Source organism: Borborobacter xinjiangensis, from assembly GCF_047739745.1.
Taxonomy (GTDB): Bacteria; Pseudomonadota; Alphaproteobacteria; order Rhizobiales; family Rhizobiaceae; genus Pseudaminobacter.
In genome coordinates this window covers 129630-153981 of record NZ_JBLLVA010000002.1, presented here as the reverse complement: position 1 = coordinate 153981, position 24352 = coordinate 129630, and the positions used below count along the sequence as shown (strand labels likewise).

The 24352-nt window shown below is 61.7% G+C and carries 16 protein-coding genes; 7 read left to right on the top strand and 9 right to left on the bottom strand.

Annotated elements, in window-relative coordinates; translation table 11 throughout:
* Positions 1-305 precede the first annotated feature (305 nt).
* On the bottom strand, positions 306-8864 hold the full coding sequence (locus ACLKMW_RS02925; RefSeq protein WP_415722880.1) for a GH36-type glycosyl hydrolase domain-containing protein: 8559 nt from the start codon (positions 8862-8864) through the stop codon (positions 306-308).
* Between the two features lie 274 nt (positions 8865-9138).
* The gene (locus tag ACLKMW_RS02920) at positions 9139-9483 is read right to left on the bottom strand and encodes a RidA family protein (RefSeq protein ID WP_415722879.1); all 345 of its coding nucleotides are present in this window, start codon (positions 9481-9483) and stop codon (positions 9139-9141) included.
* A gap of 216 nt (positions 9484-9699) precedes the next feature.
* On the opposite strand from ACLKMW_RS02920, the gene aztA reads away from it, so the two are divergent.
* From aztA to ACLKMW_RS02895, 5 genes are all read left to right on the top strand, one after another.
* Positions 9700-10494: a zinc ABC transporter ATP-binding protein AztA gene (gene aztA / locus ACLKMW_RS02915; protein WP_415722878.1), complete on the top strand. Its 795-nt coding sequence runs from the start codon at positions 9700-9702 to the stop codon at positions 10492-10494.
* A gap of 9 nt (positions 10495-10503) precedes the next feature.
* Positions 10504-11370 (top strand): zinc ABC transporter permease AztB, encoded by an 867-nt coding sequence (gene aztB, locus ACLKMW_RS02910; RefSeq protein ID WP_415722877.1) that lies wholly within the window; start codon positions 10504-10506, stop codon positions 11368-11370.
* 21 nt (positions 11371-11391) lie between these two features.
* Positions 11392-12345 (top strand): zinc ABC transporter substrate-binding protein AztC, encoded by a 954-nt coding sequence (gene aztC / locus ACLKMW_RS02905; RefSeq protein ID WP_415722876.1) that lies wholly within the window; start codon positions 11392-11394, stop codon positions 12343-12345.
* A 108-nt stretch (positions 12346-12453) separates the two neighbouring features.
* Positions 12454-14526 (top strand): 3-hydroxyacyl-CoA dehydrogenase NAD-binding domain-containing protein, encoded by a 2073-nt coding sequence (locus ACLKMW_RS02900; RefSeq protein WP_415722875.1) that lies wholly within the window; start codon positions 12454-12456, stop codon positions 14524-14526.
* 74 nt (positions 14527-14600) lie between these two features.
* Entirely contained in the window at positions 14601-14939 is a 339-nt protein-coding gene (locus ACLKMW_RS02895; protein WP_415722874.1) for a protein tyrosine phosphatase family protein, read from the top strand.
* A gap of 22 nt (positions 14940-14961) precedes the next feature.
* Here ACLKMW_RS02895 and ACLKMW_RS02890 read toward each other — a convergent pair whose 3' ends face one another.
* Positions 14962-15429 (bottom strand): Lrp/AsnC family transcriptional regulator, encoded by a 468-nt coding sequence (locus ACLKMW_RS02890; protein ID WP_415722873.1) that lies wholly within the window; start codon positions 15427-15429, stop codon positions 14962-14964.
* A 130-nt stretch (positions 15430-15559) separates the two neighbouring features.
* Between ACLKMW_RS02890 and hppD the strand changes: the two genes are divergently transcribed.
* Positions 15560-16672, top strand: a complete 1113-nt coding sequence (gene hppD / locus ACLKMW_RS02885) for a 4-hydroxyphenylpyruvate dioxygenase (protein ID WP_415722872.1) — start codon at positions 15560-15562, stop codon at positions 16670-16672.
* Between the two features lie 18 nt (positions 16673-16690).
* On the opposite strand, the gene ACLKMW_RS02880 is transcribed toward hppD, so the two are convergent.
* The 3 genes from ACLKMW_RS02880 to hmgA form a co-directional block, all read right to left on the bottom strand.
* Positions 16691-17227 carry a DinB family protein gene (locus tag ACLKMW_RS02880; protein ID WP_415722871.1) on the bottom strand — a complete coding sequence of 179 codons (537 nt, stop codon included), beginning with the start codon at positions 17225-17227 and terminating at the stop codon, positions 16691-16693.
* Between the two features lie 15 nt (positions 17228-17242).
* Complete coding sequence (locus ACLKMW_RS02875) at positions 17243-18256, bottom strand: fumarylacetoacetate hydrolase family protein (RefSeq protein ID WP_415722870.1); 1014 nt, start codon at positions 18254-18256, stop codon at positions 17243-17245.
* A gap of 137 nt (positions 18257-18393) precedes the next feature.
* Entirely contained in the window at positions 18394-19707 is a 1314-nt protein-coding gene (gene hmgA / locus ACLKMW_RS02870; RefSeq protein WP_415722869.1) for a homogentisate 1,2-dioxygenase, read from the bottom strand.
* A 143-nt stretch (positions 19708-19850) separates the two neighbouring features.
* Between hmgA and ACLKMW_RS02865 the strand changes: the two genes are divergently transcribed.
* Complete coding sequence (locus ACLKMW_RS02865; protein WP_415722868.1) at positions 19851-20297, top strand: MarR family winged helix-turn-helix transcriptional regulator; 447 nt, start codon at positions 19851-19853, stop codon at positions 20295-20297.
* 268 nt (positions 20298-20565) lie between these two features.
* On the opposite strand, the gene tdh is transcribed toward ACLKMW_RS02865, so the two are convergent.
* The 3 genes from tdh to ACLKMW_RS02850 form a co-directional block, all read right to left on the bottom strand.
* A complete protein-coding gene (tdh, locus tag ACLKMW_RS02860; protein ID WP_415722867.1) occupies positions 20566-21600 on the bottom strand; it encodes an L-threonine 3-dehydrogenase in 1035 nt (344 codons plus the stop codon).
* Between the two features lie 194 nt (positions 21601-21794).
* On the bottom strand, positions 21795-22979 hold the full coding sequence (locus ACLKMW_RS02855; RefSeq protein ID WP_415722866.1) for a glycine C-acetyltransferase: 1185 nt from the start codon (positions 22977-22979) through the stop codon (positions 21795-21797).
* A gap of 104 nt (positions 22980-23083) precedes the next feature.
* Entirely contained in the window at positions 23084-24289 is a 1206-nt protein-coding gene (locus ACLKMW_RS02850) for an acyl-CoA dehydrogenase (protein WP_415722865.1), read from the bottom strand.
* Positions 24290-24352 lie beyond the last annotated feature (63 nt).

Here is a 24352-nt window from a genome sequence, read left to right as displayed (position 1 = left end):
TCGTGATTACGTAACAAATTGAGATTTAAGGAAAAATGTCACCCTTGCGGCGAAATCATGGCGGTCAGTTACGGCGCTCGCGGATTCTGAAAATATTTTCATCCGCCGCGATTTTTCCCGTTCTGGTGGAAATAGCCCGACTGTCGAGGGGGCGCGAACGCAATCCTTCCGCTTGTTTTGTGCGTCTTCGCGAACGCTCGGCGCACGTTTCGCCAGCGGCCGGGCCCAGGCGTAGAGCGCTGATTCTAACGCTCTGATTTACCTGGAGATTCGACCGGAACCGGCAGAACCAGGTCCGGACCGTCTCAGCCCGGAATCGCTACCCGCACGAGGATTTCGCCGCTGCCGACCAGATCGAGCCCGGGTGCCTCAATGCGCTTGCCATCCACCTCTATGAATGCCGTTTTCGTGCCTTTCCGGCGAACGACCTCGATATGGTAGACAGCGTCGGCGAGCTTCAGTCTCGCGCTGTATCCATCCCAATTCCCGGGCAGAACCGGATCGACGAAAAGGCGCTCGCCCTCGCGGCGGATACCTAGAATGCTCTCGACGGCGGCACGGTAAAGCCACCCGGCAGAACCAGTGTACCAGGTCCATCCTCCGCGACCGGCCTTTTCACCCTCCGAATAGATATCGGCGGCGACGACATAGGGCTCGACGCGATAATGCTCGGCGGCCGCTTCATCGAGTGAATGACTGACCGGGTTCAGCATGCTCAGGCAGCGATAGGCTTCTTCGGCTCGCCCCATTTCAGCCAAAGCGATGACAAACCACGTCGCCGCATGCGTATATTGGCCACCATTCTCACGAACGCCCGGTGGGTAACTTTTTATGTAGCCCGGGTCTTTTTCCGTGCCCGAGAAGGGCGGAGTGAACAGTTTGACGATCCGTGCTTCGTCGTCGACCAGCATTTTCACCGCCGAATCCATGGCGGTTTTCGAGCGTGAGGGGTCTCCCTCGCCCGACAGAACGCTCCAGGACTGCGCGATGGAATCGATCTTGCACTCGTCCGAGCGACGAGAGCCGACCGGTGTGCCGTCATCGAACCTGCCGCGCAGGTACCATTCGCCGTCCCACGCGGCGTTTTCAAGCGCCCGCTTCAGGGTGCGGGCATGCTTGTCCCATTTCGCCGCGCGCTTGGTGTCGCCTTGCGCCCGCGCCAGCGGCGTGAAATCGCCGAGGGTTTTCAACAGGAACCAGCCGAGCCAGACACTTTCACCCTTGCCGCTCTCGCCAATGCGATTCATGCCGTCGTTCCAGTCGCCGCCGAGGATCAGCGGCAGGCCCCGCTCGCTGGTGCGGGCGATCGCCAAGTCCAGAGCGCGCGCGCAATGCTCGTAGAGCGGTGCCTTGGTCTTGGATTGTTCCGGAATGAAGAAGGCGTCATGCTCGCCTTCATGCAGCGCCTGACCTTCGATGAAGGCAAGCTTCTCCTCCAATATCGAAACGTCTCCGGTAACCTGAACATAGCGTGCCGCGCCATATGCCAGCCAGACCACATCGTCGGAGATGATGGTTCGCACGCCGGCACCCGTGCGCGGCAGCCACCAATGCTGGACGTCCCCTTCGGGGAATTGCCGCTGGGCCGCATTCAGCAACTGGTCGCGCGCCAGCTTGGGGTCGTGCATCAGGAGCGCCAGGGTGTCCTGCAACTGGTCGCGGAAGCCGAAGGCCCCGCTCGCCTGGTAGAAGGCCGAGCGTGCATGAATGCGGCATGCCAGGCTTTGATAGGGAAGCCAGTGATTGATCATGGCATCCAGTGCCTTGTCGGGCGTTCTTACCTGGAGGGTGTCGAGGAAACCGCGCCAGTTGCCTTCGTTTTCGGCCAAGCGTTCGTCGAAATCGCGGCTGCGGTGGCGATCGACAAAGATGCCCGCCTCCTCGGCCGATCCGGCATCACCGAGAAGCCACAGCATCGAGATTTCGCCGCCGGCAGGCACCTCGATGTCGCGGGCCATTGCCGCGCACGGATCAAGACCGGCCTCGACCTTGCCGGAAAGCGTCAGGCCGCCGGTGACGGCACGCGGGTGTTCGACGGTTCCATGGCCGATGAATTCGTGGCGATCGACCGTCACGGACTGCGCATCGCCATCGGTGGCAAAAAACGCCACCCGGTCGCCGAAGTCCAGGCTGTAGCTGTTGCTTGCCAGCAATGCGCCCGTTGCCTTGTCACGCCACGGCACGATCGTTGGAGCCGACCTGGCGCGATTGTTGCCGAGCACCCATTCGGCATAGGCATAGACGCGCAGCTTCGCCGCAACGGTCCCTGAATTGCGGATGCGCAACCGTGAAATCTTGACCGGATCGACTGGATCGACGACCTGCGTGAGCTCCGCCGACAAGTTTGCGCGTGTCGTGCTGAACGTGCTCGTGCCCTGCCCATGCCGCGCTTCATAGACAATCGCCGGATCACGCAGAACCGCCGCAAATGGCGAAAACGCCTCGCCCGTGGCGAGGTCATGGATATAGACCGCCTCGCCCGGCCGGTTGCCTACAGGATCGTTGGACCAAGGCGTTAGCTGGAAGTCGCGGCTGTTGCGGCTCCAGGTGAACGATGCTCCCTCGGCCGACGTGTGAAAGCCGAAGGATGGATTGGCGACGACATTGATCCAGGGCTGCGGCGTCGTGCGGCGGCCGCCCAGACGCACGACATAGTCGCGCCCGTCGCGATCGAAGCCGCCGAAACCGTTCCATAGGTCGAGCCCGGAGCCGTCGGCGACGCTCTCGACCGGGGCCGGCGTCGCAACGCGATCCGCATCCGCCGCGAGCGCTGGAACCCCGGCAATCGCGATCAGTGAATCCCTGGCCTGCAATGCGTCCGTTTCGGCGCGCTCGATCTGGTCGAAGATCGTGCCGTTGCGGGTGTGCAGCGCGATGCGGGCGGATGATAGCAGGGTCTTGTAGGAGGCCTCATCCATGAGATCGCGCCGCACGGCGAAGATGTGCTGGCGCGGCCCTATTTCCTTGCCACGCAGACGGCTGTTCTCGCAAAGCGCCTCGATCGCCTGCTGCAGGTCCTGAACATAGGACGAGGCCTGCTCATTGACGATGACGAGGTCGGCGAGAAGCCCACGCGCGCGAGTGTATTCCTGGAAGCGCAACGCCTGCGCCACAATCTCCAGGTCGGCCACATCGCTGATGCGCACGCAGAAAATCGGAAAGTCCCCGGAAATCGCCATCGGCCACAAAGCGGACTGCCGCCCCAGCCCGGAAGCGACCGTCTCAGCCGGCATGCGCAGGAACGGATCGGGGTAGAGCAGATAACGTGCAAGCCGTTGCACATTGGCGGCATCCGCCAGGCTCAGACCGAAATGGCGTGTCTGCACCTGCGAGCGCGTCCAGGCAAGCATCGCTTGCCGCGAGAAGCTTTCGGTGTGGTCGAGCCTGGTCATCGTGGCCTCGACCTCTTCGCGATCGGCTCCGACGATGGTCCAGAAAGTCAGCGACACCTTCTTGTTGGCGGGAACACGGACCCGGCGGCGCAGCGCCATCACCGGATCGAGGACGAAGCCCGCGCTGCCGGAAAGTTTCGCATCGGCATCGAAAGCCGCGGCATCCGCTATGCTGCGGCCGCGGCCGATGAATGTGCGGCGGTCGGTCTCGACCTCGGTTTCCCGGGTGAGCCCGGATGCGTCGGTGACAAAGTGAGCCACGGCGATATCCGGTTCGTTCGCCGCTCTCTTGCGACGCGTGGCGAAAATGGCGCTTCCGTTTGCGGCAATTTCCGTTTCCACGAACATCTTCGAGAACGCCGGATGCGCGCTGTCGGCGGCCTCCGGTGCAAGCACCAGTTCGGCAAACGACGTGACTTCGATATAGCGGTCGGCGACGCCGTCATTGGCAATCGTTATGCGCCTGCCTTCGCCGTTTCCTTCCGACGCGACGATGCATTCAACCTCGGACCGCAGCGTGCCAACGGTCTTTATGAATGTGGCCTTGTCGTCGCAGAACAGGGTCTGCGCATGTTCGCCCGGTGCCTGCTTCGGTTCCGTGGTCGCCGACCACCAGTCGCCGGTGCTTGTATCGCGCAGGAACAGATAGGTACCTTGCCGGTCCTCGGTCGGATCGGACTGCCACCTGGTGACAGCAAGGTCGTTCCATCGGCTGTAGCCGGAGCCGGTTGCCGTCACCATGACCGAATAACGGCCGTTCGACATCAGATTGGTCGAGCGCAGGGCGTGGGCCGGATCGACGACCAGCCGCGTATCCGGGCTCTGTTCCACCAGTTCGGTCTTGCCGCGCTCGTCGGCTTCCGTCCTGACGGTCGCGACCGGAATATCGCGTGGCGCCCGCTCCTGCAGCAGCAGTTCCGCCGCCTCGATCACCGGATCGCTGTGGAACCGGTCGCGCATGCGGCCTTCGAAAATCGCATTTGCGACCGAGACGATCGACATGCCCTGATGATGGGCCATGTAGTTATAGACCACGGCGTGATCGCTGCCTTCCGGCACGCGCTGCGGCGTAAAGTCGACGGCATCATAGTAGCCATAACGGCCGAGTCCGCCGATCGCGCGCAGCCTATTGAGGTTGTCAACCGCCTCACGCGGCATGAATTGCGCCGCCAGAACGGTTGCGTAGGGCGCAATCACGGTGTTCTGGCCGAGCCCGCGCTTCAGGCCGAGGCCCGGCACCCCGAAATTCGTATATTGATAAGTCATTTCGCGGTCGCGGCCATTGTAGGCCGCTTCCGAGATGCCCCACGGAACCCCCTTCGAGCGTCCGTATTGAATCTGTCTGCGGACCACGAGCTTGCTGGTCTGGTTGAGAAGACCGCCGCGCGGCTCCTTCATCACCAGCGGCGGCATGAGATACTCGAACATCGAACCGGACCAGGACATCAGCGCGCCCCTGAAGCCGATCTCGACAATCGGGCGGCCGAGCCGGAACCAGTGCTCTGTCGGGATGTCGCCCTTGGCGATGGCAAACAGGCTGGTCAGTCGCGCTTCGGAGGCGAGCAGGTCATAGCAAGCCTCGTCGAGTTGATGTTCCTCCACGCGGTAGCCGATCGACAGCAACTTGCGCTCGCGCCGCATGAGAAATGAAAAATCCATTTCGAAGGCGAAGCGCCGGGCTCTTTCGCGCAAACCCTCCAGTCTCACGCGCAGCGCTTCAATCGCGCTTTCGTCGCTATGCGCGTCATGCACATGAGCTTCGCAAGCAGCCTCGAGTTTAACCGCCCAATCCGTGAGGATCTCGCTGCGCTGGGTGCCGACCTCGTTGTGGATAGCGCCGGCGAGTTTGCGGATTTCACCGGAAAGCACCGCCAGGTTGATGGTGCGGATCGACGCCATCTCGGGTTGCGCCTTGATGGTGTTGACCGCCCGTCGCATTCCCTCGATCCGGTCGCGCAGCCTTTGACGCAACGGCCGAAGCTGCCGGCGGTCGTCGGGCAGCGCGTTCAGGCTTTCTTCCAGGATGGCGACACTGTCGAGCAACCCGTCGAAATCGCCCTGCAAATGGACCGAGGGCGCTTCCTCCCACTCGCGACAGGCGGCGGCAACCGCCACCAGGTGACCAGCCAGATTGCCGCTGTCGACGCTCGACACGTAAAGCGGATGGAGCGGCAGCAGGGTCGCCGTATCGTACCAGTTGTAGAGGTGACCGCGATAGCGCGGCAGGCGCTCCACCGTGCTCAGCGTCTGTTCGATACGGTCGGTGGCCTCGGCAAGGCTGATCCAGCCGAAATCACGTGCCGACACGATCGACAGGAGATAGACGCCGATATTGGTGGGCGAGGTGCGGCGCGCGACCACCGGCGTCGGCGTTTCCTGAAAATTGTCCGGCGGCAGCATATTGTTGTCGGCCGTCACATAGGTTTCAAAATAGGCCCATGTGCGCCGTGCCACGACGCGCAGCCGGTCGATGTCGCGCTCGGAAACACGCAGGCGATCCTCGGTTTCGGCCGAGCGGCTGATCAGCCAGGCGAATGCAGGCGAGCCGGCCCAGAAAATCGCGAAGAAGAACGCAACGAAGCTACCGGTGGAATCCGCGGCGACCGGTATCGCCAGTCCGGCGATGGCGATGACGACGGCACCCCGCATCATCCGGTAGTAGGACAGCAGATCGTTGCCGCCGCTCTTGTGCGCCTGCGAGGCGGTGCGCCACTCAAGCAGGTTCTGGCGGCTGACGAACAGCCGATAGATGGTGCGCACAATGGCGTCGCCCATCATCCAGGCCGAGTGCGCGATCAGAACGATGCGCAGCACCACCATGGCCGTACCAAAGGCGACGTCGCGGCAGAGCGCGCTGAAGTGCCCCCGCGCCGTGGCTTCGCTGCTCTTCGGCAGGATCGCGTTGACGATATCGAATGTCGGGGCCATGAACAGGCTGAGGATCAGAAGCGCCTGCCATTGCGCGGCCTGGGTGAACGGCAGCAGCGTCCAGCCGGCGATCGCGGCCATGACCCAGAAGATCGGCGTCAGGCTGCGGCGCAGATTGTCCACCATCTTCCAACGCGACAGTGCCGGCACGCCTGATTTCGGATCGAAGATGAAGCCGAGAAGCTGCCAGTCGCCCCTTGCCCACCGGTGCTGCCTGGAGGCGTCGACCGCGTAGCGTGTCGGATAGTCCTCGACCACCTCGACGTCGGTGACGAGTGCGGCCCGCGCCAGCGCACCCTCCAGAAGGTCGTGGCTGAGGATGGAGTTTTCCGAAATCCGCCCCGTGAGCGCCGTTTCCATGGCATCGATGTGATAGAGCCCCTTGCCGGTGAAGGAGCCGTCTCCGAACACGTCCTGATAGAGATCGGACACTGCGAAGACGTAGGGATCAAGGCCGCGATTGGCCGAAAACACCCGCTGGAAGAAAGAGGCATCGTCACCGCTGGTCAGCGATGCGGTCACGCGCGGCTGCAGGATGGCGTAGCCGGCAGTCACGCGCCGCCGCTCGGCATCGAATTCAGGCCGGTTGAGCGGGTGGCAGAGCTTGCCGACGAGGCGTGCGACGGCGCCGCGCGTCATCCTGGTGTCGGCATCAAGCGTCATCACATGAACGACGCCCTCCGGCAGGGGCGCATCGGTCGGCAGGAAGGTGGTGTCGCCGTCGCCGCGCAGCAGTAGGTCGAGCTCGTGCAGCTTGCCGCGCTTGCGTTCCCAGCCCATCCACGTCTTCTGCGCCGGATTATAGAGCCTGCGGCGATGCAAAAGGTAGAAAAGCGGCGCGCCTTGCGATGGATACCGGGCGTTCAGCTCCGCCATCTCGGCACGGGCATATTCCAGGATTTCCATGTCGCCGGGCGTCTGCTCGGCATCGCTGTCCGGCCAGTCCGACAACAGCGCGTAGTGAATGGCGCCGTGCATATTGGCCAGGTGGTGCACTTCGAGCTGACGGATGTTCTCGTCAACGTCGTCGCGCGAATCGATCAGCGCCGGTACCACCACCAGTGTCTTGGCTTCGGCCGGAATGCCGGCCTTGAATTCATAGCCGATCAGCCGCGTCGGCTTCAGGAACTGAAGGACGATGGTATTGAAGAACGCCATCGCGCCCTCGCTCGCCGGTACGGCGAACAGGATGAGCATTAAGGTGATGGCTGGCTTCGACAGGCCGATGCCGGCAAGCGCGAATCCGGTCAGCGTAAGCAGCAGAACCGTCAGCGCCAGAACCGGAACGGCAATTCCCAGCCATCCCGTTCCGCGGAACGCCCGCATGAACCCGTCGGCAACGGTCGGGCGATAGCCGATCGCCTGCTCGAGCTCGCGGCGGCGCGAGCCGACCAGAAAAAAGCCGATGTCATTGCACTTGGACTTGTCGCCCACGGCGCCGGCATCGGCCCAAGCCAGATCGGGATTCTCCGTCATCTTCACCGCGCGCTCGGCGACCTCGAATTCGGTGAGCTCGGAGCGGCGCGCCAGTTCCTCGATGGTGTTGCGGTACTGGTCGCGCGAGTGGAAGTCCAGTTCGGTGAAATTCGCCCGCTTGCGCAGCAATGCATCGATGGGGCTGACGGATTCGAACCAGAGCGTCCAGTCAACGTCATTGATCAGCCGCAGGCCGCGAATGATGTTTCCGGTCGTCACATTGCCGCTGGACAGCGTCTGGTGTTCGCGGATGATGATTTCTTCCGCGTCGGAGCCGGATTTTTCGAGCTGATCCTCCAGCCACACCAGTGCCTTGCCGGAATTGTGCGAGCCGTCGCGCAGGCGGTAGAGCAGTTGCGTCGCAAAGGTGGTGTCACGAGCATGCGTCGTATAGCTTGCCAAAATGGCGCGGCGGTCGTCCCCCTCGGCGGAGGCCACGACGCGATCGGCGACGTCATTGGCGATCTGGCGCATCTGATGGGCCCGGTTCACGCGCACCGCGAGACGCCGCAGATTTTCGACCAGGACGAAGCGCAGCAACGAGGGCAGCGCCCACAGTTCGCCGATCCGCATCGGCTCGATGGACTGGTAGCCGTCAACCAGCACTTTGAACATTTCGGCCGATACGGCGCTGTCGCAGTGCGCAACGTAGATCCAGGCCAATGCCAGCGCTCGCGGCACGCTCGTTCCATCGGGCAGCTTGATGACCGGCAGCTCATGGTAGAACCGGCGCGGCAGGTCGCGCTTGATCTGGTAGATCGTCTCCTCAACCAGATAGTTGTTGTCCAGAAGCCACTGCGCGGCGGGCGTTATGGCGTCGCCGCGCGCCTGGGCAGCGTTGGTGGCGCGATAGACTTCCAGTATCTTCTCGGCGTTTTCACGGTTCCGGGCCTGAAAATCGAAAGGCGCGAGCCCGCTGAACTGCGTCAGCTCGTTGCGGGCCAGGCTCTCGCCGAGGGCGCGAAGCCGGTCTTCCGGCAAATAGCTCGATCGAATTGGCTGCTCTGCGACCGCCGGGAAATTGGCAACTGCTTCCTCGATTTTGCGGGGGTCGGTCTGAATATTCATAAATATCAACTTCCGCTCAACAGCACGGGCCCACGCAGCCGACGCAGCCATTATCCATTATAAGGCCGGAACCGTCATGAAGAAGATTGGCTGCATCGCAACAGGAAACCGAGGCGCTACTTTTGCAGTGCGGTATCAAATAGGTAGAATTGTGTCACAAACTATTTGGCCCGGGGAAAGACCGGATGACAGGCGAGAAACCCCGCCTGCATCGACCTGGCGAACCAGGGGAGACGCCGCCGCCGTCGGCGGCGTGAAACCTTAAAGTAAAATCTTAGATGGCCGCGGTAACGATGACTTCGACCTTGTAGTCCGGCGTGGCGAGCTTGGCCTCACCGGTGGCGCGCGCCGGCGTGTTGCCGGCCGGCACCCACTCATCCCATACGGCATTCATTTCCGCAAAGGTGTTCATGTCGGCGAGCCAGATGATCGCCTGGAGGATCTTGGTCTTGTCGGATCCAGCCTTGGCCAGCAGTGCGTCGACCGAGGCGAGCACCGCCTTGGTCTGCTCGGTCACGCTTGCGCCGGGCGCGCCGACCTGGCCGGCCAGATAGACAGTATTGTTGTGGATGACGATGTCGCTCATGCGAGCGCCGACATCGATGCGGCGAATGCTCATGGCTCGGTTCCTTCCTTTGTTGGTTGCCGCGCCTTCCATAGATTTGAGACCTCGTTCCGGCAAGGCCGCACCGAAGAAATTGGTTCGCCTTCCATTGTTGTGCACGGACTTCGCGGATGCGGAATCGGGGATATTTGCCGCCCCCACGTTGACTAATGTAATAACATCACATATCAACACGCCTCGTTCGAACCATCCACACCTTCAGATGGCGCCATGACCGATGCATGCCTGACATTCCGCGACCTGACGCTCGGCTACAACAGCCATCCGGCGGTGCATCACCTCAACGGCGCTGTCAGGGCCGGCTCGCTTACCGCGGTGGTGGGCGCCAACGGTTCGGGCAAGTCGACCCTCATGAAGGGCATTGTCGGCGTGCTAAAGCCGATGGCGGGCACCTGCCTGAAGGCAAACGGCGCTCGCATCGCCTATCTGCCACAGCAATCCGAGTTGGACCGTTCGTTCCCTGCGCGCGTCGTCGATCTGGTCATGATGGGCTTGTGGCCGAAACGCGGTCTGCTCGGTCGCGTCACAGGCGAGGACCGACATGCGGTGTCGAAGGCGCTGATGGCAGTCGGTCTCGAAGGCTTCGAGAAGCGGCCGCTCGATACGCTGTCGGGCGGCCAACTGCAGCGCACGCTTTTTGCCCGGGTTCTCGTGCAGGATGCCGAAATCATCCTCCTCGACGAGCCCTTCAATGCGGTCGATGCCAAAACGCTTGGCGACCTCATATCGCTAATCAAGCGCTGGCACGGCGAAAGCCGCACGGTCATGGTCGTCGTCCATGACCTGGAACTGGTGCGCGAACATTTTCCCGAAACGCTGCTTCTGGCACGCCAACCCATCGCTTGGGGTACCACGGCGGAGGCGCTACGGCCGGAAAACCTGCTGCGGGCGCGTCGTTTCGATGAAGCATGGCACGACGATGCGCCCTGGTGCGAGCCTGAAGGGCACGACCACGCGCATCACCACGACCACGCCGAACACACATCGGGCCCGCGAGCGGCATGAGCGACAAAAATGTATGATTTCCTGATCGCTCCGTTTTTCGAATTCGGGTTCATGCAGCGGGCGCTGGCCGGCGCGTTGATGTTATCGCTCGGCGCCTGCCCGGTCGGCGTCTTCCTGATGCTGAGGCGCATGAGCCTGACCGGCGATGCCATGGCGCATGCCATCCTTCCCGGAGCCGCCGCCGGCTTTCTTCTGTTCGGCCTGCAAATCGTTCCGATGACCATCGGCGGTCTCCTCGCCGGTGTGATCGTGGCGATGGGCGCCGGGCTGGTCTCCCAATTCACGGTGCAGAAGGAAGACGCCTCGATGGCGGCCTTCTATCTTATTTCGCTGGCGCTCGGCGTGATGCTGGTTTCACTGCGGGGTTCCAGCGTCGACCTGATGCATGTGCTGTTCGGCACCGTACTTGCATTGAACGACGACGCGCTGGCGTTGATCGCAACGATTTCGCTGGTCACGCTGGCGGTGCTGGCGATCTTCTGGCGCGCCATCGTCGCCGAGTGCCTCGATCCGCTGTTCCTGAGGTCGGTCAGCCGCCTTGGCCCGCCGGTGCATTTCATCTTTCTTGGCCTCGTGGTCCTCAATCTGGTGGGAGGCTTCCAGGCGCTCGGCACCTTGCTCTCGGTCGGGCTGATGATGCTGCCGGCCGCCGCCGCCCGGTTCTGGACGGCACGGGTCGGGCCGATGTGCGCGCTTGCCGTGGTCATCGGCTTCGCCTCCTGTATCGCCGGGCTGCTGATGTCCTATCATGCCGCCCTGCCCTCGGGTCCGGCCATCATTCTCGCGGCCGGCGTCGTCTATCTCGTCTCGACCGTTTTCGGCACGCGGGGCGTTCTCAACACGCGCGTGCGTCGCCACCGCCACAGAACCGCCTGAACACCTACCAAGGAGATCTTCATGCTCAAGACGATTCGGCTGGCCGCCCTTATGATCGTTATAACATCACTTCCCATTGGGATTGGCACGGCTTCCGCCGACCCGTTGAAGGTCGTCGCCAGCTTCTCCATCATCGGCGACTTCGCGAAAAACGTCGGCGGCGATCGCATTGAACTGACCACGCTGGTCGGTCCGGACGGCGACGCCCATGTCTATGAACCGAAGCCGGCCGACGCCGCTGCCATGGCCGGGGCCGACGTCGTGCTGGTGAACGGATTGCATTTCGAAGGTTTCCTGCAGCGCCTTGTCGAGGCCAGCGCCAGCAAGGCAACCGTCGTCGAACTGACCAAGGGCATCGAGCCTATCAAGGTGAGGCAAGAGCATGCGCATGCCGAGGACAGCGAGGCGCATGAGGCCGAGAGCGATCATCAGCACGATCACGGCGGCATCGACCCGCATGCCTTTCAATCAATTGCCAATGCCCGGATCTATGTGAAGAACATCGCCGACGCCTTTTGCGCCGCGGATGCCGAGGGCTGCGACAGCTACAGATCAAACGCCGAAGCCTACGAGAAGAAATTGAACGAGGCCGAAGCCGAGGTAAGGGCCGCCGTCGCCTCGATCCCGCAGGAAAGGCGGGTGATTATCACCTCGCATGACGCGTTCGGCTATTTCGCCCATGAATACGGCATCACCTTCCTGGCGCCGGAAGGCATCTCGACGGAAGCGGAGGCTTCCGCCGCCGATGTCGCGGCATTGATCAAGCAAGTCAGGGAGGACAAGGCGTCGGCGATCTTCGTCGAAAGCATCACCAACGCGCGCCTGATCGAACAGATCGCCACCGAAACCGGCCTGAAGATCGGCGGCACGCTCTATTCCGATGCGCTTTCGGACGCCTCCAGCCCTGCCCCGACCTATATCGACATGATGAAGCACAACATCACGACGATAAAGAACGCGGCGCTAGGTTCCTGAACACCGCGTTTGAGGAATGCCTCCCAAGGCGGTTGACCGCGCCATGGCGGCCACTGATGATCGATGAGATTTGATGCGCGAAACAAGTGTGCCGCAAGGAGCTTTGCCGTGACCGAAGCCGTGACCATCACTCGAGACGGGAATATCGCTGTCGTCACCGTCGACAATCCGCCGGTGAACGCGTTGAGCTTTCACGTTCGCGAACCCTTGCTGGCAGCGCTGGAGACGTTGGGCGGCGATGCATCGGTGGCCGCCATCGTGCTCGGTTGCGCCGGGCGCACCTTCGTCGCCGGCGCAGATATCACCGAATTCGGCAAACCGATGCGCAAGCCGGAATTGCGCGACATCATCGCGGTGCTTGAGACCATCCAAAAACCGACTGTCGCGGCCATTCACGGCACCGCGCTCGGCGGCGGCCTGGAACTGACGCTCGGCTGCCACTTCCGCGTCGCCGACGTGAATGCCAGGCTCGGCCTGCCGGAAGTGAAACTCGGCCTGCTGCCCGGCGGGGGCGGCACCATCCGCCTGCCTCGCCTGGTCGGCCCTGAAATGGCGTTGAAGGCAATCGTCTCGGGCACGCCGATGGCGGCGCCTGAAGCGCTGTCGGTCGGGTTGGTTGACGCGGTGTTCGACGGTGATCTCCTGTCCAATGCTATCGGCTTCGCGCGCCGCAAAGCGGCGGAGGGCGGATCGCTCGTGGCCGTGCGCGATCGATCCGAAAGGATCGCGAATGCCGATCTCGCGCGCTTCGACGCCGAAGCTGCAGAACTTGCCAGGAAAGCCCGAGGGCTCGAAGCTCCCCTCGCCTGCGCGCAATCCGTGCGCAACGCAATTACTCTGCCCTTTGACGAGGCGCTGGCGGAAGAGCGGGCGCTCTTTGCCAAACTGGTCTCGGGCGATCAGTCGCGCGCCCAGCGCCATCTGTTCTTCGCCGAGCGCGAAGCAGCCAAGGTCGCCGGCATCGGCAAGGAGGTGAAGCCGCGCCCGATCGCCCGCATCGGCATCGTCGGCGCCGGCACCATGGGCGGCGGCATCGCCATGGCCTTCGTCAACGGCGCCATTCCCGTCACCCTTTTGGAAATGAACCGCGAGGCGCTGGACCGAGGTCTTGCCATGATCGACAAGAACTACTCGATCTCGGTGGCGCGAGGCTCTCTCACCGAAAGCGCCAAGGCCAAGCGGATGGCGGGCCTGACCGCCACCATCAACTATGCCGATCTTGCGGACTGCGATCTGGTCATCGAAGCGGTGTTCGAAGACATGTCGGTGAAGAAGGAGGTGTTCGGAAAGCTCGATGCCGTGTTGAAGCCGGACGCGATACTCGCCACCAACACATCCTATCTCGATGTCAATGAAATCGCCGCTTCCGTGGCGCGCCCCGAAAATCTCCTCGGCCTGCATTTCTTCTCGCCGGCCAATGTCATGAAACTGCTTGAGATCGTGCGGGGAGAACAGACAGCACCCGAGGTGTTGGCAACCGCGCTCGCCCTGGCAAAGACAATCGGCAAGATCCCGGTTGTCGTCGGCGTCTGCCATGGTTTCGTCGGTAACCGCATGCTTTCGGCGCGCTCGCGGGATGCTGAAGCGCTGCTCATCGAAGGCGCTTTGCCCGAGCAGATAGACAAGGTCTTCACCGACTTCGGCTGGCCGATGGGTCCGTTCCAGATGTACGACCTTGCCGGCCTGGACATCGGCTGGCGCAACCGAAAGGCGCGCGGCGAGACTGCCGCGATTGCCGACGCGCTATGCGAACAAGGTCGCTTCGGCCAGAAGAGCGGCAAGGGCTTTTATCTCTATGAGGGCGGCTCGCGCATCCCCCTGCCCGACCCACATGTAAGAACACTCATCGAGGCGATCTCGGCGGAGCGTGAAATCGAGCGCCGGCCGATTTCAGCAGCCGAGATCATAGAGCGCACGCTTTATCCGATGATCAACGAGGGCACGAAAATCCTCGAGGAAGGAATTGCCGCCCGAGCCTCGGACATCGACATCGTCTGGGTCAATGGCTATGGCTTTCCCGTCGGCAAGGGTGGTCCGATGTTCTGGGCGGAGCTCGAAGGATTTGGCAAAATCGTCGAACGTCTGGAGCATTGGCATGAGCAAACGGCCAAGGACGTGTTCAAGCCCTCGCGGCTTCTACGCCGAGCCGCCGAAACCGGAAAATTGCCGGCGAATATCTGAGAGCGGGGTAGTCACGAAGCGTCGGCGCGCACTATATGTCTGGTCCAACGACCGAATCTTTGAAGAGAGCCGCCATGGAATTCCGCCAGATTTCCGACAATTACTCGGTTGCCGTACAGATCACCAGCGACCAGATCGCCACCATCAAGGCGGCCGGGTTCAAGAGCATCATCTGCAACCGTCCGGATAACGAACAGCCGGGCCAGCCTTCCGCGGACGAAATCCGCAAGGCCGCGGAGGCCGAAGGCCTTGGCTTCCGCCATGTTCCCGTGATCAGCGGTCAGCCGGCGACGCCCGACGACGTGGCGGCCATGGCCTCAGCCCTCAAGGAACTCGAAGGACCGGTCTTTGCCTATTGCCGCTCCGGCGCGCGCTCGACCAATCTGTTCCTCGCGGTACAGGCTGAATCCTGATCCGGTCGATCATCTGACCCGCTCATAGCGGCAAGGCTGACGTCTCCTTCAGCGTTTGCAGGACGATCGCCGTTTTTACGTGTTGCACGGATTCGTGCGGCAGGAGGACGTCGTTGACGAAATCGGCAAGCGATTTCAGGTCCGGCGTCACCACCTTCAAAATATAGTCCATCTCGCCGGTGAGCGCGTGTGCCTCCTGCACCTCGGGAAGCCGTGACAAAAGCTCGGCGAAGCGCTGGGCGTTGTCGCGATTATGGGTCGCCAGCGTCACCGAGATGATGTTGACCAGCGGAAAGCCGAGCCGATCCCGATCGAGCCTCGCGCTATAGCCCTGGATGAAACCATCCTCCTCAAGCCGCTGGCGCCGCCGCGAGCACTGCGAAGCCGACAGGTTCACGCGCTCGGAGAGCTCGTTGTTGGTCAGCCTGCCATCGGCCTGAAGAAATGACAGGATTTTGCGGTCAAACTGATCGATATGCGTATCGTCCATAATGTTTGCCCATTTGGCGCATGACTTATGCACCAAAACAACATTTAGGCTCTCCGAATGCAAGCACCATGCATAGCAGCGGGAGTATCATGACACTCATCGGAAATTGCCGCGCAGGCAGGAGGAGATCATGGGTCCGTTTCCGCACGATGCACCGCCGGCAACCATCAGCAAGACCAATCCGGCCGGCACCGATGGCTTCGAGTTCGTCGAATTCGCCCATCCGGAGCCAGAAAAACTGTCCGAGCTGTTCAAGCGCATGGGCTATGCGCCGGTAGCAAGGCACCGCACCAAGAACATCACCGTCTGGCGGCAAGGCGACATCAATTACGTCGTCAATGCCGAAACTGGCTCCTATGGTATGAAGTTCGTCGAAAAGCATGGTCCCTGCGCGCCTTCGATGGCGTGGCGCGTTGTTGACGCCAAACATGCATATGACCGCGCGGTGGCGAAAGGCGCGACGCCTTATGACGGCGATGACAAGACGCTCGATGTGCCGGCCATCGTCGGCATCGGCGGCTCGTTGCTTTACTTCATCGAGACCTATGGCGAGAAAGGCTCGGCCTATGATGCCGAATTCGAGTGGCTGGGCGAGCGTGATCCTAAGCCGGAAGGTGTCGGCTTTTATTATCTCGACCACCTCACCCACAACGTCTATCGCGGCAACATGGACAAATGGTGGGCCTTCTACCGCGACCTTTTCGGCTTCAAGCAAATTCACTTCTTCAACATCGCCGGCAAGATGACCGGGCTGATCAGCCGTGCCATCACTTCGCCCTGCGGCAAGATCCGTATTCCGCTCAACGAATCCACCGACGACAAGAGCCAGATCGAAGAATATCTGCGCAAGTACAAGGGCGAAGGCATCCAGCACATCGCGGTCGGAACCGAAGCGATCTACGACGCCACCGATCGGCTGGCGGACAACGGGCTGCAATTCATGCCCGGACCACCCGATACCTATTACGAGATGTCTCATGAGCGCGTGAACGGCCATGACGAACCGATCGACCGGATGAAAAACCACGGCATCCTGATCGACGGCGAAGGCGTGGTCGATGGCGGCATGACAAAGATATTGCTGCAGGTGTTTTCGAAAACCGTCATCGGCCCGATCTTCTTCGAGTTCATCCAGCGCAAGGGCGATGAAGGCTTTGGCGAGGGCAATTTCCGCGCTTTGTTCGAGTCCATCGAGGAAGACCAGATCCGCCGCGGCGTCATCAAGATCGAGGCGGCGGAATAGGCGTACGGAGCGACTGGTCTATAAGGCTAGCCGCTCCACCTCTTCCCGCCGAAATCTCAGATCATAGTCGAGGAAGAACTCATCGAGTTGCGGCGGGGCAACCGAGGTGCCCGACAGCATGGCGTGCACCTGTCCGCGATGGTGGATCTGGTGCAGGAAAAGATGCGTTAGCAGGTCGCCGATGCGCTCGGGGATGATGCCGGCTTCGTCCCTGTCCGTCGAGACACGACGCTCCAGATCGGTTTCGGCAAGCCCGTCGCAGAAAACGACCAGTTTTCGGTCGAAATCGGCCTGCGCCGCGGCGAGCTTGCGAGGATCATCGTAAGCTATGAAACCGTCGAGCAGTCCAAGGCCCACGCCCTTCTCTTCCAGCATGTCGAAATAGAACAAATCGATCAGGTGGATGTGGTTCAGCGTTTCCTTGATGGAGGGAAAGAAGCTGGTACGCTCCGCCTCGAACTCGCCTGGTCGAAGCGCAAGCACCGCACGGTAGAGCCTGTCGTTGGACCAGAGATTGTTCCGTGCCATCCGGCGGTTGTGGCTCAACAGGTCCATGCATACGCCTCGTGTTCAGGCCTCGTATTTATGCACCACCTGCTCGATGGCGCCGAAGATCGAATGGCCGTTCCTGTCCTTCATCTCGATGCGCACGGTGTCGCCGAAGCGAAGGAACGGCGTCTTCGGCGCGCCACCTTCAATGGTCTCGATCATACGCATTTCGGCGATGCAGGAATATCCGGCGCCGCCCTGATCAATCGGCCTTCCTGGCGCCCCATCGAGCTTGTTGGAAACCGTGCCGGAACCGATGATGGTGCCTGCCGCCAACGGGCGGGTCTTTGCCGCGTGGACGATCAGACGCGGAAAGTCGAACGTCATGTCCACACCGGCATTCGCCCGGCCGAAAGGCTTGCCGTTGAGATCGACAGTGAGCGGCAGGTGAACCTTGCCGCCATCCCAGGCCTCGCCCAACTCATCAGGCGTGGCGGCGACCGGCGAAAAGGCGGATGCCGGTTTCGACTGGTAGAAGCCGAAGCCCTTTGCCAGTTCGTCCGGGATGAGCCCGCGCAACGACACGTCATTGACCAGCATGATCAGCCGGATCGCCTCGCGCGCGGCATCGATGCCGGCGCCTTGCGACACGTCGTCCACTATAACGGCCAGTTCGGCCTCCAGATCGGCGCCATACGCCTCGTCGGCAAGCGGGATCGGGTCGCGCGGCGCAAGAAACGTGTCCGAACCGCCCTGGTAGATCAGCGGATCGGTCCAGAAACTTTCCGGCATCGCCGCGCCGCGGGCTTTGCGCACCAGTTCGACGTGGTTGACATAGGCCGAGCCGTCCGCCCATTGGTAGGCCCGGGGCAGCGGCGAATGCGCGTCATGTTCATGAAAGCGCGTGGACGGCACCGCGCCGGCTTCGAGCGAACCGGCAAGCGCCTCCAGGTGGGGCGCGATGCGGTGCCAATCATCAAGAGCCGCCTGCAGCGTCGGAACAAGAAAGGAAGCGTCGGTACAGCGCGTCAGATCACGCGAGACGACGACCAGTTTTCCATCCCGCGTGCCGTTCTTCAATGTCGCCAGTTTCATCGGCCTCGTGTCCCCTCCAGCGTTCTCATGACGCGCCGGGTTCGGCCGCCAAGCCGCAGCTTAGAGCATCGTTTGGAAAAGTGGGAATGGGTTTTCGGCGAAAACGGCCTCCGACGGAATTGGGAGCTACATCGAAGTCAGCTCCAATCGCCTTCAGGGGTGCCGTTGAACCGCTTTTTCAGGTCCTTCCAGCAGTCGATGTAGTTATCCTGCCTTGCGTCAGTTTCGGCCGCAAAATGCGTCAGCATCTGCGGAAAGCGCGTTTCGAACATGAAGGCCATGGTGTCGTCGAGTTTCACCGGCTTCAGTTCCGCCCTGGTCGCTTTTTCGAAACCTGATGCATCCGGCCCGTGCGCCAGCATCATGTTGTGCAGGCTGATGCCGCCAGGCACGAAGCCTTCCTCCTTGGCGTCGTACTGGCCGCGGATAAGCCCCATGAATTCGCTCATGACGTTTCGGTGATACCAGGGCGGCCGGAAGGTGTTTTCCGCTACCAGCCAGCGCGGCGGGAAAAGCACGAAGTCGATATTGGCAGTGCCCTCCTCGCCACTCGGCGCCGTCAATACGGTGAAAATCGACGGGTCGGGATGGTCGAACAGGATCGCGCCAACAGGAGAATAGGTGGAAAGATCATACTTATAGGGCGCGTAGTTGCCGTGCCACGCGACCACGTCGAGTGGTGAGTGATCAAGTTCGGTGACGTGGAACCTGCCGCACCATTTCACGATTAGCCGGCAGGGTGTCTCCTTTTCCTCGAACCAAGCCGTCGGCGTCTTGAAGTCTCGGGGATTGGCGAGGCAGTTCGCACCGATCGGCCCGCGATCGGGCAGCGTAAACTTTGCGCCGTAATTTTCGCAAATGTAGCCGCGAACCGGCCCGTCGATCAGTTCGACCTTGAACACCAGCCCGCGCGGCAACACGCAGATTTCACCCGGCTGAATCTCGATCGCGCCCATTTCAGTGCGCAGCCGCAGGCCACCGACTTGCGGCACCAACAGCAATTCTCCATCGGCATTGAAGAAATGATCGTCGTCCATGTCGGCGCTGGCTGTATAAACATGGGCAGCCATGCCGGTCTGGCCAAGCACGTCGCCGGCCGTCGTCATGGTTCGAATGCCCGTCAGAAAATCCATCGGCCTGCCGGGCATCGGAACCGGGTCCCAGCGGTATTGGCCAAGCGCAAGTTCATGGTCGCCGATATTTGGAGCGCTCTTCCAATATGGATAATCCACTGGTTTGAACCGTCCCGTATGCTTCACACTCGGGCGGATACGATAGAGCCAGGACCGCTCGTTGGCGCCGCGCGGCGCGGTGAAGGGCGAACCGGAAAGCTGTTCGGCATAGAGCCCATAGGCCGGCCGCTGGGGCGAGTTGCGGCCTTGGGGCAATGCACCGGGCAGGCTCTCTGTCTCGAAGTCATTGCCGAAGCCTGGCATATAAGAAAGGCCCATGGCATCTCTCCTTTTTGCTGGCTTGCAATTATTGACTTGTCTTCGTTACATTCGTAACCATCGGATTTGTAACTATCAACGTTTCCGGCCGGGCGGGGTTGCACACGGCCGCGAAGCAGCAGAACCGATGGAGATCAATTTCGATGTCAGGCGACGACATTCTCGAGCTGGAAAATTTTCTACCCTATCGACTGAACCGGCTTGCCGATGCTGTCAGCCGGCGATTTGCCAAGACCTATCGGGATCTTAACGGCCTGACCCGGCCTGAATGGAGAACTTTCGCCACGCTCGGTCAGTATGGATCGATGACGGCAAGCGGCATCGGCGCCCATTCGACCATGCACAAGACCAAGGTTTCGCGCGCCGTGGCAGCGCTGGAACGGCGCAAATGGCTTACCCGCACGCCCGATCCGGTCGACCGCCGCATCGAGCATCTGAGGCTGACGAAGGCCGGCATCGCCGCCTATCGCGAGATGGTGCCCTTGGCGAGGGGATTCGAGACCGATCTTCTGGGGCATCTCGACGAGCAGACGCGGCGGGCGATCGTGCAGGGGCTTGCCGCACTCGAACAGGCGGCTGATGTGGACTAGGACCAATCGACATTCAGGATTTGAGGCGTGGTATGAGCAAAAATCGTTCAGTTCGAGGAGCGGAGCCGACGGCGCAGTTGCCCTGCGTCGAGGCTTCGCGACGCGGAAATGGGCGATTTTGCCATATCCTGCGGGACGCGGCGGATTGCGGCCCTGAATGCGTCGAAAATGCTCGACGGTGGTCGACACCGCCTTGCGCTTTTCTCCTGTTCAGGACCGAAATCCGGCTCGCGCCACGCCCAAACCCTGAATGTCGATTGGTCCTAGCTCACCAGTCCATCACCACCTTGCCGGAATTGCCGCTCTTCATCGCCTCGAAGCCGCTGATGTAGTCGTCGATGCCGAGCCGGTGCGTGATGAGGCCCGAGACGTCCAGAGGTCCCTGCACCAGCGCGATCATCTTGTACCAGGTCTCGAACATTTCGCGGCCATAGATGCCCTTCAGGTGCAGCATCTTGAAGATGACCTTGTTCCATTCGATCTCGAAGCCGGTCGGGGCGATGCCGAGAATGGCGATCTTGCCACCATTGTTCATCGTGTCGATCATGTCGCGGAAGGCGGGCGCGGCACCCGACATTTCAAGCCCGACGTCGAAGCCCTCGGTCATGCCCTCCTCGCGCATCACGTCTCGCAGCTTCTGCTTCGACGCATCGACCACATGATGAACGCCGAGCTTGCGGGCAAGCTCAAGCCGCACGGGATTGATGTCGGTGATGACAACCTTGCGCGCGCCGACCGCCTGCGCCACCAGCGCGCCCATGATGCCGATGGGACCGGCGCCCGTCACCAGCACGTCCTCGCCGACCAGATCGAACGAAAGCGCGGTATGCACGGCATTGCCGAGCGGATCAAAGATCGCCGCGATTTCGTCAGGCACGTCGTCGGGGATCGGCACGACATTGTGCTGTGGGATGGCCAGATATTCCGCAAACGCGCCCGGCCGGTTGACACCGACGCCGAGCGTGTTTCGGCATAGATGGCCGCGTCCGGCGCGGCAGTTGCGGCAATGGCCGCACACGATATGGCCCTCGCCCGAAACGCGCTGGCCGACCCTGTATTCGGTTACGGCCGCGCCGAAATCGGCCACTTCGCCGACGAATTCATGGCCGGTGACCATCGGTACCGGCACCGTCTTCTGCGCCCACTGGTCCCAATTGTAGATGTGGACGTCGGTGCCGCAGATCGCCGTCTTTTTGATCTTGATCAGCACGTCGTTCGGGCCGATCTCCGGCACCGGAACCTCTTCCATCCAGATCCCCGGCTCGGGCTTCGCCTTCACCAGTGCGCGCATCATGTTGGACATGATCTTGTTCCTCTTGATCCGGAGACTTTCAATGTAGTGCAGGGCTGCCGGTCATGAAATGCAGTTGAATATCCTCTCACCCAACCTCCGCTTCGCGGTCGCCCCAAAAAGGGGAGAGGAGCGTCTCCGCCCGCCTCTTCTCCGCGCCGGAGAGCAGGTGGCCGCGACGCGGCCGGATGAGGGCTGACTCCGCATCAGATCACACCCAATTCCTTTCCTACCGCATCGAAGGCCTCGACCGCACGGTCGATGTCTTGCGCGGAGTGCGCGGCGGACATTTGCGTACGGATGCGCGCCTGGCCCTTGGGCACGACCGGAAACGAGAAGCCGATGACGTAGATGCCGTGATCCAACAGTCTTGCCGCCATGTCCTGCGCCAACGCCGCATCTCCAAGCATAACCGGAATGATCGGATGATCGGCGCCGGCGAGCGTAAAGCCAAGTCTCGACATGCCGGCGCGGAAGCGGGCGGCATTGTCGTAGAGCTTGCTGCGCAGCCCCTCGCCTTCGGCAATCAGTTCGAGCACCTTGATCGAGGCGCCGGCGATAGAAGGGGCCAACGTGTTGGAGAACAGATAGGGCCGCGAGCGCTGGCGCAGCCAGTCGACCACCTCTCTTTTGCCGCTGGTGTAGCCACCCGAGGCACCGCCGAGAGCCTTGCCGAGCGTACCTGTGAGAATATCGACGCGGCCCTCGACGCCACAATATTCGGGCGTGCCTCGGCCGTGCTGCCCGACGAAGCCGACGGCATGACTGTCATCGACCATCACCATCGCATGGTATTTTTCGGCGAGATCGCAGATGCCCTTCAGATTGGCGATGATGCCGTCCATGGAAAACACGCCATCCGTGGCGATCAGCCGGAACCGGCTGTCTTTCGCCTCCTTCAGCCGGGCCTCGAGATCGGCCATGTCGTTGTTGGCGTAGCGCAGCCGCCTGGCCTTCGACAAGCGCACGCCGTCGATAATTGAGGCGTGGTTCAACGCATCGGAAATGATGGCGTCCTCGTCCGAAAGCAGCGTCTCGAACAGGCCGGTATTGGCGTCAAAGCAAGAGGAATAGAGAATCGTGTCTTCCATGCCGAGGAAGGCCGAAATCTTCCCCTCCAGTTCCTTGTGCTCCTCCTGCGTGCCGCAGATGAAGCGCACAGAGGCCATGCCATAGCCATAGCGGTCGAGCGCCGCTTTCGCCGCGTCACGCAGCTCGGCACTGTCGGCCAAGCCGAGATAGTTGTTGGCGCAAAAGTTTAGCAGCTTTTTGCCGCCGACCGCGATCTCGGCTGATTGCGGTGAGGTGATGACGCGCTCGGATTTGTAGAGCCCCGCTGATTTGAGGCCGTCGAGCTCGGAAGCGAGATGAGAGAGGAAAGCGTTGGTCACGAAAAATCCCTCGATTGGTCAACCGACCTTCGCGCCACCGGCTCGAAAAATCCATCCGAAATCACCTTCCCTCGGCAAACGAGGGAAGGTGACCAGCATCGTTTTCAGAAGAACGCCTGGATGCCGGTCTGTGCGCGTCCCAGGATCAGGGCATGCACGTCATGCGTGCCCTCATAGGTGTTGACGGTTTCGAGGTTCTGCGCATGGCGCATGACGTGATAGCCGATCTGGATGCCGTTGCCGCCATGCATGTCGCGGGCCTGCCGGGCGATGTCGAGCGCCTTACCGCAATTATTGCGCTTGACCAGGCTGATCATTTCCGGCGCGAATTTATGCTCATCCATCAGCCGCCCGACGCGCAGCGAACCCTGCAGGCCAAGTGCAATCTCGGTCTGCATGTCCGCCAGCTTCTTCTGGTAGAGCTGCGTGGCGGCGAGCGGCTTGCCGAACTGCTTGCGATCGAGGCCATATTGGCGTGCTCGATGCCAGCAGTCCTCGGCGGCGCCCATGACCCCCCATGAAATGCCGTAGCGGGCGCGGTTGAGGCAGCCGAACGGTCCCTTGAGCCCTGAGGCGTTGGGCAGCAGCGCCTCCTCACCGACTTCGACGCCATCCATGACGATCTCGCCGGTGATCGACGCCCTCAGCGAAAGCTTGCCCTCGATCTTCGGCGCCGAAAGGCCCTTCGTGCCTTTTTCCAGCACGAAACCGCGGATCTGGTTGTCGTGGCCCACCGATTTCGCCCATACGACAAACACGTCGGCGATCGGCGCATTGGAAATCCACATCTTCGAGCCGGAAATGCGGTAGCCGTTCGCCGTCTTTTCGGCACGGGTCTTCATGCCGCCGGGATCCGAACCGGCGTCGGGTTCCGTCAGCCCGAAGCAGCCGATCCACTCGCCCGAGGCAAGCTTGGGCAGGTACTTTCGGCGCTGCTCTTCCGAGCCATAGGCATGGATCGGGTACATGACCAGCGAGGATTGCACGCTCATCATCGAGCGGTAGCCGGAATCGACCCGTTCGACTTCGCGCGCCACGAGCCCATAGGTCACATAGCCCGCGCCCAAGCCGCCATATTCCTCCGGAACGGTGATGCCGAGCAGACCCGCCTCGCCCATCTCTCGAAAAATCGCCGGATCGGTCTTCTCGCTGAGATAGGCGTCCTCGACGCGGGGGCTTAACTTGTCGGCGGCAAACGCGGCCGCCGCATCGCGGACCATGCGCTCATCCTCGGTCAGCTGGCCTTCCAGCAAAAACGGATCGTCCCAGACGAAGGAGGCCGTGTCCGCCGCCCTTTTTTCGATGTTCATGGCGCCTTCCGAATTTATTTGAAGCTTGAAATATTACTGTAGCGCGGATTGCCCGCGAGGGCA